8 protein-coding genes, 1 pseudogene and 1 riboswitch are annotated in these 12,323 nt (G+C 67.9%); of the genes and pseudogenes, 3 read left to right on the top strand and 6 right to left on the bottom strand.

The window, feature by feature from the left end:
- Window positions 1-342 (bottom strand): annotated as a pseudogene (locus tag VFY73_RS23015) (hypothetical protein); the annotation flags it as partial.
- 241 nt (window positions 343-583) lie between these two features.
- Window positions 584-1,285 (bottom strand): hypothetical protein, encoded by a 702-nt coding sequence (locus VFY73_RS23010; RefSeq protein WP_329723185.1) that lies wholly within the window; start codon window positions 1,283-1,285, stop codon window positions 584-586.
- Between the two features lie 172 nt (window positions 1,286-1,457).
- Here VFY73_RS23010 and VFY73_RS23005 point away from each other — a divergent pair, with 172 nt between their 5' ends.
- Complete coding sequence (locus VFY73_RS23005) at window positions 1,458-2,015, top strand: ECF-type sigma factor (RefSeq protein ID WP_329723183.1); 558 nt, start codon at window positions 1,458-1,460, stop codon at window positions 2,013-2,015.
- 39 nt (window positions 2,016-2,054) lie between these two features.
- Here VFY73_RS23005 and dbpA read toward each other — a convergent pair whose 3' ends face one another.
- Genes dbpA through VFY73_RS22985 form a run of 4 tightly spaced genes read right to left on the bottom strand, consistent with a single transcriptional unit; the run spans window position 2,055 to window position 8,932 of the window.
- Complete coding sequence (gene dbpA / locus VFY73_RS23000; RefSeq protein WP_329723181.1) at window positions 2,055-3,473, bottom strand: ATP-dependent RNA helicase DbpA; 1,419 nt, start codon at window positions 3,471-3,473, stop codon at window positions 2,055-2,057.
- Between the two features lie 43 nt (window positions 3,474-3,516).
- On the bottom strand, window positions 3,517-4,929 hold the full coding sequence (locus tag VFY73_RS22995; protein WP_329723179.1) for an ATP-binding protein: 1,413 nt from the start codon (window positions 4,927-4,929) through the stop codon (window positions 3,517-3,519).
- Window positions 4,926-6,674, bottom strand: a complete 1,749-nt coding sequence (locus VFY73_RS22990; protein WP_329723177.1) for a sensor histidine kinase — start codon at window positions 6,672-6,674, stop codon at window positions 4,926-4,928. Before VFY73_RS22990 ends, VFY73_RS22995 begins: the two co-directional genes overlap by 4 nt.
- Window positions 6,671-8,932 carry a S8 family serine peptidase gene (locus tag VFY73_RS22985; RefSeq protein WP_329723175.1) on the bottom strand — a complete coding sequence of 754 codons (2,262 nt, stop codon included), beginning with the start codon at window positions 8,930-8,932 and terminating at the stop codon, window positions 6,671-6,673. Before VFY73_RS22985 ends, VFY73_RS22990 begins: the two co-directional genes overlap by 4 nt.
- 151 nt (window positions 8,933-9,083) lie before the next feature.
- Window positions 9,084-9,169: riboswitch (cyclic di-GMP riboswitch) on the bottom strand.
- 213 nt (window positions 9,170-9,382) lie between these two features.
- Here VFY73_RS22985 and VFY73_RS22980 point away from each other — a divergent pair.
- On the top strand, window positions 9,383-10,849 hold the full coding sequence (locus VFY73_RS22980) for a DUF4139 domain-containing protein (RefSeq protein ID WP_329723173.1): 1,467 nt from the start codon (window positions 9,383-9,385) through the stop codon (window positions 10,847-10,849).
- 22 nt (window positions 10,850-10,871) lie between these two features.
- Window positions 10,872-12,320 carry a DUF4139 domain-containing protein gene (locus VFY73_RS22975; RefSeq protein WP_329723171.1) on the top strand — a complete coding sequence of 483 codons (1,449 nt, stop codon included), beginning with the start codon at window positions 10,872-10,874 and terminating at the stop codon, window positions 12,318-12,320.
- Window positions 12,321-12,323 lie beyond the last annotated feature (3 nt).

Below are 12,323 nucleotides of genomic sequence, written 5' to 3'. Positions count from 1 at the left end.
CTTGATCGCGACGGTGCGCTGCAGCGCACCGTCGGCACGCTCGGCCAGCCAGACGCTGCCCATGCCCCCGCGCGCCACCGGGCGCACCAGCCGGTAGGTCCCCACCGTCTCGCCAGGCTGCGGCTCGCCGGTGTCGCCGGCTTCGGGCAGCACGCGCGGCATCGTCGCCAGAAAGGCCTGCGCCTCGCCCTGGGCGTCGAACATGTCGCGCAGCGCAGCCTCGAGCGGGCGATCCTGCTCCGGCAGGGCCGCCAACCAGGCCCGGCGCTCGGCCGGGCTCATCGTCAGCGCCTGTTCGAGCAGCTCGCTGAGGCGGCTCAGCTGAGCGCCGCCGATGGCCATCGCCGTGCCTCCGCAGCATGCGCTGCCGCCCTGCGCGCCCGTCCGATCGGCGATCCCCGAAACCCCGTCAAACCCATGGCCCTCCCTGCTGCGGCACGTTACCTCAGAGCCTCGCAGTTTTTCGCGCGCACCCGAGCGGCGCACCAAGGGGTGCCCGAGCCGGACACCGGGCACAGCCACGGCGCACATGCACCGACGAGCGGGTCACTTCTGGCGTGATGGGCCGGCATGTGCGAACCTCTCAGGCTCTCAGGTAGCGCTGGAAGAACGGGATCACCCCGTCGTAGGCGCGTTCGGGGGCGATACGGTCGACGAAGCCCAGCCCATCGGACTCAGCGACGAACCGGCGGGCCACCTCGAGGCCGCGGAAGGTGGTCCGCTCGTGGTGGCTGTAGGCCGCATTGACGCGCACCGCCGGGTCGTGGCGGTGCTGCAGCGCTGTCCGCAACCCCAGCGTGCCGCGCGACTGGTCGACGATGAAGACATTGCCAGCATCGATGCCGAGGGGACCGGCGTGCGCATGCAACCAGCGCCGGGCGGCCGCGATGTCGTTGTCCGGCGTCGCATCGATGAGGTCGTCGAGGCCCGGATGGCGGTACTCGACGCTGGCCACCGAGAAGCCCCAGGCACGCGCCTCCTGCACGAGCCGGTCGTACAGCATGCGGCGCCCTGGATGGATGGTCTTGGTGTCGCGCGACGGGTGGATGTAGAGGATCAGCGGGGTGGCGCGTTGGCCACGAACGACCGGAAAAAAGTCGAGGTCTTGCCGCAGCAACTTGCCGACCGCGGGATCGAACCAGGATTCGGGACCCCAGACGATGCCTCGGTAGCACTGACCTTCCAAGCACCAGGTGCCACCCAGACCGGCCGCGCCCTGCCGGGCTGTGGCCTGGGCCCGTGGCGATGTCGACGGGGCCGAAACCAACGCCAGCACGGTGTTCATGCACAGACTCCTTTGGCCACTCATACCCAACCAGACGGAATCGGGCGGGCAAAAGCGACATGCCGCGGATGAACGGGCGGGGCCGGGTCGCCCAAGGCACTCGGAAGGGTGGGCCCGCGCAAGAGGCAGAATCGGCGTCGAACCGGACGCAGCGTGCCATGGGAGGTGGCCGATGAAGAGCCTGACACAGCTGATCCAGCACATGTCTTCGGACAACCCGCCGGCGCGCGACGAATTGTTCGCCGCCGCCTACCCCGAGCTGCGCAAGCTCGCGCGGTCTCGCCTGCACAGCGGCGGCGGCCGCAATACCGTGCTCGACACGACCTCGCTGGTCCACGAGTCCTACCTGCGTTTTCTCAACGCCGACCATCTGCGGCTCGAGGACCGCCGGGCCTTCTTCGCCTATGCGTCGCGGGTGATGCGCTCGGTCATCGTCGACACGGTGCGCGAGCGCCAGGCCGAGCGGCGCGGCGGCGGCCAGGCCGAGCTGACGCTGAACACGCTGATCAGTGACAACCTGCCCGCCGGCGAAAACGAAATCCTGAAGATCAACGACGCGTTGCTCGCGCTGGAACAGGTCGAGCCTCGCCTGGCGGTGGTGGTCGAGATGCGCTACTTCGGCGGCTACTCGGACGCCGAGATCGCCGATGCGCTGGACTTGAACAAGCGCACCGTCGGGCGGGACTGGGAGAAAGCCAGGCTGCTGCTGCTGGCGATGCTGAAATCCTGAACCCGACGGGTCGCGACAGGCGCGAACCGCAGCCGGGCGTCAGCTGTCGAGCAGCCGCACCCTGACGCTGCGGCCCTTCACCTTGCCGGCCGACAGCTTGCCCAAGACGCTGGCGGCAATGTCGCGTTGCACCGCGACGTAGGTCGAAAACTCGTTGACGTTGATCTTGCCGATCTGTGCGCCTTCGAAGCCCAGATCCTTGGTCAGCGCGCCCAGCACGTCGCCCGGGCGGATCTTTTCCTTGCGCCCACCGACGATCTGCAGCGTCTGCATTGGCGGCAGCAGCGGGCCCGCGCCGGTGGGAGTCAGACTGGCCAGTGGTTGCCACTGCGACTCGAAGCCGCCGGCCTGCTCGATACGACCGACCGCGCCCATCTCGTCCATCGAGGCCAGGCTGAAGGCCCAGCCTTGCGCGTCGGCCCGACCGGTGCGACCGATGCGGTGGGTGTGGGTCGCCGGGTCGGGCGAGATGTCGACGTTGATCACCGCCTCGAGCTGAGCGATGTCAAGTCCGCGCGCGGCGATGTCGGTGGCCACCAGAACGCTCAACGAGCGGTTGGCAAAACGCACCAGCACCTGGTCGCGGTCGCGCTGCTCGAGGTCGCCGTGCAGCTCCAGCGCAGCAAAGCCCTGGGCCCGCAGCACCTGCACCAGGTCGCGGCACTGCTGCTTGGTGTTGCAGAAAGCCAAGGTGCTGACCGGGCGGTGGTGGTTCAACAGCAGCGACACCGCGTGCAGCCGCTCGTCCTCGGCCACCTCGAAGAACACCTGGCGGATCTGCGTGGCCGCCGGAACCTCGGTCAGCTTGACTTCCTTGGGCTGGCGCATGAAGGCCGCGCTGAGCTTGGCGATGCCGTCGGGGTAGGTGGCCGAGAACAACAGCGTCTGGCGCTGCGCCGGGCACTGCTTGGCGACACTGGCGATGTCGTCGTAGAACCCCATGTCGAGCATGCGGTCGGCCTCGTCGAGCACCAGCGTGTTCAGCGCTTCGAGGTTCAGGCTGCCGCGCTCCAGGTGGTCCATGATGCGGCCCGGCGTGCCGATCACGATGTGCGCGCCATGCTCCAGGCTGGCCAGCTGCGGCCGCATCGTGGCACCGCCGCACAGCGTCAACACCTTGATGTGGTCTTCGGCCCGCGCGAGACGGCGCACCTCCTGCGTCACCTGGTCGGCCAGCTCGCGCGTCGGGCACAGCACCAGCGACTGCACCGCGAAACGCCGTGGGTTCAGGTTGGCCAGCAGCGCCAGCGCGAACGCGGCGGTCTTGCCGCTGCCGGTCTTGGCCTGCGCGATCAGGTCATGTCCCGCCAACGCCAGCGGCAGGCTCGCGGCCTGGATCGGGGTCATGCTGTCGTAGCCGAGACGCTGCAGGTTCTGCAGCGTCGCCGGGGGCAGCGCGAGCTGGCTGAAGGCAGGGCCGGTGGTGGGCGCGTCGGAAGGCTGGGAAATGCGGTTCATGCGCGATTATCGAGACGGCGCGCCCCGCGCGACGCGGCGACCCTCAAGCCGCCACCAGATCCGGCGTTTCGGCGGCCTCGGCCGTCTGCCGCAATGGCAGCGTGACGCGGAAGGTGGTGCCACGTCCGACCTCGCTGTCCACGCTGATGCGGCCACGATGCTTCTGCACGATGCCGTAGGACAGCGACAGCCCGAGCCCGGTGCCCTTGCCCACCGGCTTGGTGGTGAAGAACGGATCGAAGATCTGCGGCAGCACCTCGGGTGGGATGCCGCTGCCGTTGTCGGCCACTTCGAACCACGCCTCGTCGGCGGTGGCGCCGGTGCGGATGACGATGCGGCCGCGGTTGCTGCCCATCGCATGCGCCGCGTTGACGACCAGGTTCATCACCACCTGGTTGATCTGCGACGCGAGGCATTCGACCGGCGGCAGCTGGCCGTATTCCTTGACCACGTCGGCCTGGTAGCGGATCTCGTTGGCCACGACATTGAGCGTCGAGTCGATGCCCTGGTGCAGCTGCGCCGGCTGGAACTGCTGCGCCGAATCGACACGGGAGAAGTCTTTCAGGTCCTGCACGATCTGCCGCACGCGCAGGATGCCGTCTTTCGACTCGCGCATCAGCATCGGCACGTCTTCTTTCAGGTAGTCGATCTGCAGCTCTTCGTACAACGAGCGCAAGCTGGCAGCAGGCTCGGCCCGCTCGTGGGCCGCGAGCAGGCGGAACAGATGGTCGAGGTAGTGTTCGAGCGTTCCGAAATTCGAGAAGATGAAGCCGATCGGGTTGTTGATCTCGTGCGCCACACCGGCCGCCAACTGGCCGATCGACGCCAGGTTGCCCTGCTGCACCAGCTGGGCTTGCAGGTGCTTGCGCTCGCTGATCTCGGTCTGCAGCGCCTCGTTGGCCTGCGTCAGCTTGCGCGTGCGCTCTTCGACCGCGGCTTCCAGGCTGTCGATCTGCAACGCCAGGGCCTGGGTCATCTGCCACTTGGCCGTCAGCGCCTGTGCCAGTTGCCGGACCTCGATGTTGTCGAACGGCTTCTTCAGGATCAGCAGCCGGTCGCGCGCATCCAGGCGCTGGAACACCTCTTCCCAGGGTGTGTCCGAGTACGCCGTGCAGATGACCACCTGCAGCCGCGGGTCGGTCTGCCACAGGCGCTCGATCGTCTCGACGCCGTCCCAGCCCGGCGGCATGCGCATGTCGACAAAGGCCATGGCATAGGGCCGGCCCTGGTCCAGCGAGGCCTGCAACTTGGCCAGGCCTTCCTGGCCCTGGTAGGCCGAGTCGAGTTCGAAAGGGGCCTCGTCGGAGGTGACGATCTCGTCGCCGAACAGCGCCGCGCGCGTCGCGTCCAGGGCCGACTTGGCGGCCGATTGCGGTGCCAGGATCTTGCGAAAGTCGTCATGGATCGTCGGCATGTCGTCGACGAGCAGGATGCGCCGGTTGGGGGCTGTGGTCATGAAATCTCCGGGGCCGCCGCTTCGGCCTGCGCACGCGCGCAGGCGTCGGTGGGCTCTTGCAGCGGCAGTTCGAGCGTGAAGACGGCGCCGTGGCCGATGCCGGGGCTGGCCGCCTGCAGCGTGCCGCCCATTTCGCGCGCGGCCAGCACGCAGCTGTGCAGGCCGAAGCCGTGGCCGTCTTTCTTGGTCGTGAAGCCGTGGGCGAAGATGCGGGCCAGGTTCTCGGCCGCAATGCCCTCGCCGGTGTCGGCGACGACGATCTGGAGCTTGCTGTCGTCGACGCGCTGGACACGCAGCGTGAGCTGGTGCACGCCGCCGGACACCCGCTGCATCGCATAGCGCGCGTTGCCGATCAGGTTGACCAGGATCAGCAGCACCCGGTGCTTGTCCAGCATCAGCGCCGGCACGCGCTCGAACTCGCGCAGCACCTGCACCTCGTGGCCCAGCAGCGCGCCGGTGTCGATGCGCAACGCGTCTTCCACCAGGTCGAGGATCTGCACCGGCTCGACGATGCTCGATGCGCCGGCGTAGGCCTGCTGCGTCGTGACGATCTCCTTGATGTGCTTGACGTTGCGGGCCAGCGCGGCCAGCTCGGCGGCCATCCCTTGGCGTTCTTCTTCCAGCGTCTGCGCGAGCTGCTTCAGGTAGTGGGGCAACAGGCGACCGCGCTTGTCGTTCGTCAGGTAATCGCCGATCTCGTGGGCATGGTCTTCGAGCAGTTGCACGGCGCGCGCCAGGCCGGTGACCTCGGATTCGCGCAGCTTGGTCGAGATCAGCTCGGTCGAAACGTTGACGCTGTTCAGCACATTGCCCACGTTGTGCAGCACGTTGGTCGCGATCTCGGCCATGCCGGCGGTGCGCGCGTTCTCCAGCAACTGGCGCTGCGCCGCCTGCTGCTCACGCGCCTTGCGCACCGCCTCTTCGGCCTCTTCGCGGCGGAAGAAGTAGTGGCCGGTGGTCAGCAGGATCACGATGATCGGCACGGCGGCTATCACCACCACGATGCCCGACTGCCGGAAGCTCAGGTACAGGAAGGTCGCGACCGAGGCATTGCCCGCGTAGGCGATGCCGAGCCAGCCGAACGAGTCGACGAAGATCTTCAGGTTCAGCGGCTCGTTGCGCTTGAGCCGCGGCAACATGGTCACCAGCAAGGTGTTGAGCAGGAAGTAGCCGAAGGCGAACAGGATCGCTGCCAGCAACAGCAAGGCGTCGTGGCCGACGCCGAAGCGCTGCTGCAACGCCAGCACGCCCTGCAGGGCCGAGCCTGCCACGTACATCGCGATGGCGGCCATCGCCGGGCTGGCGATGCGGCTGGTCCAGCGCTTGGAGCTGCGCCAGGCCCCCACCAGCGCCTCGCTCGCCGAGGCCAGCGCCGCGGCCTCTGGCCCGCTCATCAGCAGCAACAGGAAGATGAAGATCTCGCCGGCGGTGAACGAGTTGGTGGAGCGCGGGATGCGCACCGGCACCAGGCCTGCCGCCATCGCCAAACCGGTGGCAACGACGATCTGAATCCACGCGGTCGCCGGCAGCCCGGCCAGGTGCACCAGCGCACGGGCGATGATCGCCGCGCCGAGCAAGACGACGCACCACCAGTAGCCAGCCGCCTTGCGGTTGTAGTCCGGCATCAGCTGCCGATGCAGGCGCACCCACGGGGGCAGGCGCTCGTCGGTCGGGGCGAGCGTCTGGTCCATGGGGTCTGCGCCGGCGTTGGGCAGCAGGGGTGGTGCGACGGTGCTGCCGGTCATGGCTCGCCGACGGGGCCGACCTGCGTCTCGCTGAGCACCAGACCTTCGCTCAACACCAGGCCCTCACTCAGCACCAGGCCTTCGCTGAGGACCAGGCCTTCGCTCAGCACCAGGCCTTCACTGAGCACCAGCCCCTCGCTCAACACCAGGCCTTCGCTCAGCACGATGCCCTCGCTGAGCACCAGCCCACTGCCGGAAGCCAGCCAGTCGGCCAGCCTGGCCGTCGGGATGAACACCCCGCTCTGGCTGCGCAGCGAGCTGCTGCCGGCCAGCGGCGCTGCCCACACCACGCCGGCGGTGACGAGGCGTTGGCCGGCTGCGGGCCGGGCGACGATCGAGCGGACCCAGGTGTTCGGGGCCTCGCCGCGACGCGCCGGCCAGTGGCTCACGACGTGGTTCTGCACCAGGCCACGCGCCCAGGACAGGTGGGGGTCGTACAGCGGCTGATAGCGGGTGAACAACGCCGAGCCGCTGAGCACCTGGTTGCCACCGGCGAAAACGATGCGACTCCACGGCACCGGCGTGCCATTGATGACCGATTCCGGTGCCGGCAGGCTCTTGCCGGCGGCCAGCAGCGAAGCGCCCGGTGCAATGCTGCCGGCCTCGACCGCCGCCGCTATGTCACTGCGCAATGCGCGCGACAGCGCGACAGCGCCGGGAACGTTGAGCAACCCCGCGCCTTGTTGCAGCAGGTTGGCATCGGCGATCGGTTGCGCGCTGTACTGCAAGATGGCCTTGACCAGCGGCGGCGTCAGCCCCGGGTTGGCCTGCAGCATCAGCGCCACGGTGCCGGAAACCACCGGCGCCGCGACCGACGTGCCACTCAGGTTCATCAGCTGCTTCAGTCTCGGCTGCGCGTTGCCGCCATACGGCGCCGAGATCTCGGGATAGGCACGCGGGAGGTACGACATGCCCTGCGCCGAACCTTGTCGGTCCGACGCCAGCGCGCCGACGATGCGGTTGCCGGGCGCGACGAGGTCGGGCTTCAGCAGGTTGTCGGGCTGGCGCACGCCACGGGCATCCAGGGTGGCGCCGCGCGTGGGCCCACGCGAGCTGAAATGGTTGATGCTGTCGTCGCTACGCTGCACGGTCGCCCGGGTGTTGGCCGAGCCGACGGTGATCACAGAAGGGTCGTTGCCCGGGGCGCTGATCGCGCCATAAACCTCGGCACCGCTGGCATCGAGGCCGAAGTTGCCTGCGGCCACGACCACGGTGACACCGGCCGCTGTCGCACTGCGCACCGCCCGGCACAGCGGATCGGTCAGGTAGGACTCCGAGGAATCCGCAGCCAGGCTCACATTGAGCACCCGGATGTTGTATTCCTTCGCGTGGTAGATCACCCAGTCGATGCCGGCCAGCACATCGCTGACCTCGCCGGTGCCGGCGGCGTCGAGCACCTTGACGTCGAACAGCCGCGCGCCGGGGGCGACGCCGGTGGAGTCGGTGGCCTGGTAGTCGCCGCTGCCGGCCGCGATCGCGGCCACGTGGCTGCCATGGCCGTAGAGGTCGGCACGGTCGGTCCGGTCGGCATCGATCAGGCGCTCGAAAGCCGACGCGATACGCCCGGTGTCGTTGCCGTTGTTGATCCAGGCCGAGATGTCGATGCCGGGCTGCCACAACCGGCCTGTCGCGTCACCGGCCTTCACGAAGTCGACGGCGCGCGCCACCCGGCTGGCGTGCCCGGCGGCGTCCCGAAAGCTCTGATGATTCCAGGCCACGCCGGAGTCCAGCACGGCGATGCCGATGCCACGACCGTCCAGCGTGGCGTCGGCACGGCCGGCACGCAGATCGGCTGCGCCGGTGACCTGTTCCAGCTCGCTCGAGGTGCGCCGTGCAATGCGGTTCGGCGAAATGCTCTGCACATCCGGCCGTTGCGCGATGTCGGCGACCCGCTGAGCCGGCAACAGCACCGACAGCGCACTGATGGACAGGTAGCGGTAGTAGACGGAGCCACCGACCGCCAGCACATGCGCCCGCAGGTCCATCAGCTCCGGATCGGCAGAGTTGCTCACGATCAAGGCGCGAACATAACGCACCCCGTCGACGTCACGCGACCAGCGGGGTCTTGGGGCGTTGTTCGCCTGCAAGGCCTCGCGCAGATCGGGCGCGAGCTTGTGCGACGCGGCCGCAGGCGCCGCCGCCCGGGCCACCGCAGGGCCCCACAGCGCGGCCACCAGCGCCAGCAAGGGCAAGGACGCCAGTGCCAGACGAAGCAAGCGCGACTCGATGACGATGACGAAACTGATGAAACGTCTCATGGGCAACTCCCTGGCTGAAGTGGTCTCGAGCCCTGCACCTGGGCCGCAAGGAGGGGAGTCGCACAATCTGCCGGCCGCGCACGGTTGCCAGCACCGCACAGGCGTGCGGAGCGCGGCGGGCGCCACCATGGGAAGTGGCGGGCCCGTCTCGGTTGGCAACCCCGCTGTCGTCGCCCGAAGGCCTTAGACCGGAAGCTTTGCGACCCCGACTTTCGTGCGGGTGTGCCTTTGTCTCGATGTCGACCACTGTATCGGCTTGCAACAGGCGCCCTTGTAGCGCTTGCCCTGCCCGCGCGCCCCCAAAAGAGGGCGAGACGTGACGCAGTTCTCACCCTCGCTCAGAACCGCCTTCTCTCAAGAAGACAGGCGTTTAACCCCGTCGCGGCAGTTGCGGCGTATCAATCTGAGTCAGCATCCCGTCTGCTTGCATTTCACCCAGGAGAAAACCCCATGTCCGTGACAGCCCCCTCCCCCATCGCGTTGGCCGTGCTCACCCTTGTCCTGGCTGCCGCCGGCGCGCAGGCACAGCTCGCGTCGGCGCCCAAGCCGGAGCGGCGCAGCACGCTGGACGACCAGCAATCGGTGGCGATCACGATCTACAACGAGAACCTGGCGCTGGTGAAGGACGCACGCAAGGTCACGCTCGACGATGGTGCCAACCGCCTTGCGCTGCGTGACGTCAGCGCGCGCATGCGGCCCGAAACCGCACAGCTGCGCAGCCTGTCGAACCCCGGCTCGTTCAGCCTGCTCGAGCAGAACTTCGACTTCGACCTGCTGACGCCGGCCAAGCTGCTGGAGAAGTACGTCGGCCGCACCGTGCGCGTGGTCAAGACCCACCCGACAACCGGCGCCGAATCGAGCGAATCGGCCCTGGTGCTGAGCGCCAACGGCGGCGTGGTGCTGAAGATCGGCGATCGCATCGAGACCGGTGTGCCGGGGCGCATCGTCTTCGACGGTGTGCCGCCCAACCTGCGCGACCGCCCGACGCTGGTGACCGAGCTGGTCAGCCGGCGCGCCGGGACGCAGGACATGGAGCTGTCCTACCTGACCGGCGGCCTGTCATGGAAGGCCGACTACGTGGCCGAGCTGAATGCCGACGATTCGGCGCTGGACCTGAACGGCTGGGTCACCCTGACCAACCAGAGCGGCACGACCTATTCGAATGCCAAGCTCCAGCTCGTCGCTGGCGACGTCAACCGGGTGCGCGAAGAGCTGCGCATGGCCAAGGCCGAGCGAGGGATCGCCCCGGCGCCGATGGCGGCCGCCCCGGCCATGGCGCAGGAGGCCCTGTTCGAGTACCACCTGTACACGTTGAACCGACCGACAACCCTGGCCGAGAACCAGACCAAGCAGGTGGCGCTGCTGAATGCGAGCGGCGTGCCGGTGACCAAGCAGTTGCTGGTCAGCGGCAACGACCACTACTACCGCACCAGCGTCGGCGAGATCGGGCAGAAGCTGAAGGCGGGCGTGTTCGTCGAGTTCAACAACCGCGAAGCATCGCGCCTCGGCCTGCCGCTGCCCAAGGGCGTGGTGCGCGTCTACAAGCGCGACAGTGCCGGCAACGCCCAGTTCGTCGGCGAAGACCGGATCGACCACACGCCGAAGAACGAGACCGTGCGCCTGCACCTGGGCGACGCCTTCGACGTGACAGCCGACAAGAAGCAGACCGATTTCAAGCGCCGCGAACCGACCAACAAGGCCAGCTATGTCTTCGAAAGTGCCTACGAGATCGTGCTGCGCAACGCCAAGACCGAAGCCGTGACGGTGACGGTGCGCGAGCCGGTGCCCGCCGACTGGACGATGCTGGAGGAATCGCAGAAGCACACCAAGGCGGCTGCGGGCACCGCCGAATGGCGGATCAACGTGCCCGCCGGTGGCAGCACGACGCTGAAGTACCGCGTCTTGGTACGCTTCTGACACATTGGCCGTGGAGAGACCCATGACAAGAACGACAAGACGAACACCACTGGCCGTGGCGGCGCTCGCGACGCTGGTGGGCGCAGCGCAAGCGCAACCGGTGGAGCGCCGCAGCACGCTGGAAGACCAGCAGTCGGTGGCCGTGACGATCTACAACGCCGACCTGGCACTGGTGAAGGATGCGCGCCGGCTGACGCTGGACCGCGGGTCGAACCGCATCGCGTTGCGTGACGTCAGCGCGAACATGCGCCCCGAGACGGCGCAGCTGCGCAGCCTGTCGAACCCCGGCTCGTTCCGCCTGCTCGAACAGAACTTCGACTTCGATCTGCTGACGCCAGCCACGCTGCTGGAGAAGTACGTCGGCAAGACGGTGCGAATCGTCAAGACGCACCCGACCAGCGGGGCCGAGACCACCGAATCGGCCCAGGTGCTGAGTGCGCATGAAGGCGTGGTATTGAAGATGGGCGACCGCATCGAGACCGGCCAGCCCGGTCGCATCGTGTTCGACGGTGTGCCGGCCAATCTGCGCGACCGGCCGACGCTGGTGACCGAGCTGGACAGCCAGCGCGCCGGCCCGCAGGACGTGGAGCTGTCGTACCTGACCAAAGGGCTGGCGTGGCGTGCCGACTACGTGGCCGAGCTGTCGGCCGACGACCGCAGCATCGACCTGAATGGCTGGTTCACGCTGACCAACCAGAGTGGCACCAGCTATTCGAACGCCAAGCTGCAGCTGGTGGCTGGCGACGTGAATCTGGTGCAGGAAGAACCCATCGAAGCCGACCAGGCCGTGAACGGACGCGTCTTCGCGCCACCGCCGGAGGTGACGGTCTCGCAGGAAGCCTTGTTCGAGTACCACCTGTACACCGTCAGCCGGCCCACCACGCTGGCCGACCAGCAGACCAAGCAGGTGGCCCTGCTCAACGCCAGCGGCGTGCCCGTCACCAAAGAGCTGGTGTTGCACGGGCAGGAGCACTACTACACCGACAGCGTCGGCGACATCGGCAAGAAGCTGAAGACGGCCGTCTACATCGAGTTCGCCAACCGTGAGAGCACGCGCCTGGGCGAACCGTTGCCCAAGGGCGTGGTGCGCCTGTACAAGCGCGACAGCGCCGGCAATGCACAGTTCGTCGGCGAAGACTCGATCGACCACACGCCGAAGAACGAGACTGTTCGGCTGCATGTGGGCGACGCCTTCGACGTCACGGCCGACAAAAAACAAACCGACTGGCGGCGGCGCGACACGAAGAACAAGACGCGTGGCGCCAGCGAGAGCGCCTACGAGATCGTGCTGCGCAATGCCAAACCCGAGGCGGTGACGGTCACCGTGCGCGAGCCGGTGCCTGGCGACTGGACGATGCTGGAAGAATCGCAGAAGCACACGAAGCTGGCCGCCGGTATCGCGCAGTGGCAGGTCAAGGTGCCCGCCGAGGGCAGCGCGACCTTGACATACCGGGTGCTGACGCGTTATTGACCG

Source organism: Ideonella sp. (genome assembly GCF_036277275.1).
In the GTDB taxonomy this organism is placed as follows: Bacteria; Pseudomonadota; Gammaproteobacteria; order Burkholderiales; family Burkholderiaceae_C; genus Ideonella.
The sequence above is the reverse complement of the archived record's forward strand: the minus strand, read 5'-3'. Positions and strand labels throughout refer to the sequence as shown.

What these genes read in the sequence shown, in the direction of transcription:
- VFY73_RS23010 (WP_329723185.1), bottom strand. Translation starts at nt 1,285, where the DNA reads ATGAACACCGTGCTGGCGTTGGTTTCGGCCCCGTCGACATCGCCACGG.
- VFY73_RS23005 (WP_329723183.1), top strand. Translation starts at nt 1,458, where the DNA reads ATGAAGAGCCTGACACAGCTGATCCAGCACATGTCTTCGGACAACCCG.
- dbpA (WP_329723181.1), bottom strand. Translation starts at nt 3,473, where the DNA reads ATGAACCGCATTTCCCAGCCTTCCGACGCGCCCACCACCGGCCCTGCC.
- VFY73_RS22995 (WP_329723179.1), bottom strand. Translation starts at nt 4,929, where the DNA reads ATGACCACAGCCCCCAACCGGCGCATCCTGCTCGTCGACGACATGCCG.
- VFY73_RS22990 (WP_329723177.1), bottom strand. Translation starts at nt 6,674, where the DNA reads ATGACCGGCAGCACCGTCGCACCACCCCTGCTGCCCAACGCCGGCGCA.
- VFY73_RS22985 (WP_329723175.1), bottom strand. Translation starts at nt 8,932, where the DNA reads ATGAGACGTTTCATCAGTTTCGTCATCGTCATCGAGTCGCGCTTGCTT.
- VFY73_RS22980 (WP_329723173.1), top strand. Translation starts at nt 9,383, where the DNA reads ATGTCCGTGACAGCCCCCTCCCCCATCGCGTTGGCCGTGCTCACCCTT.
- VFY73_RS22975 (WP_329723171.1), top strand. Translation starts at nt 10,872, where the DNA reads ATGACAAGAACGACAAGACGAACACCACTGGCCGTGGCGGCGCTCGCG.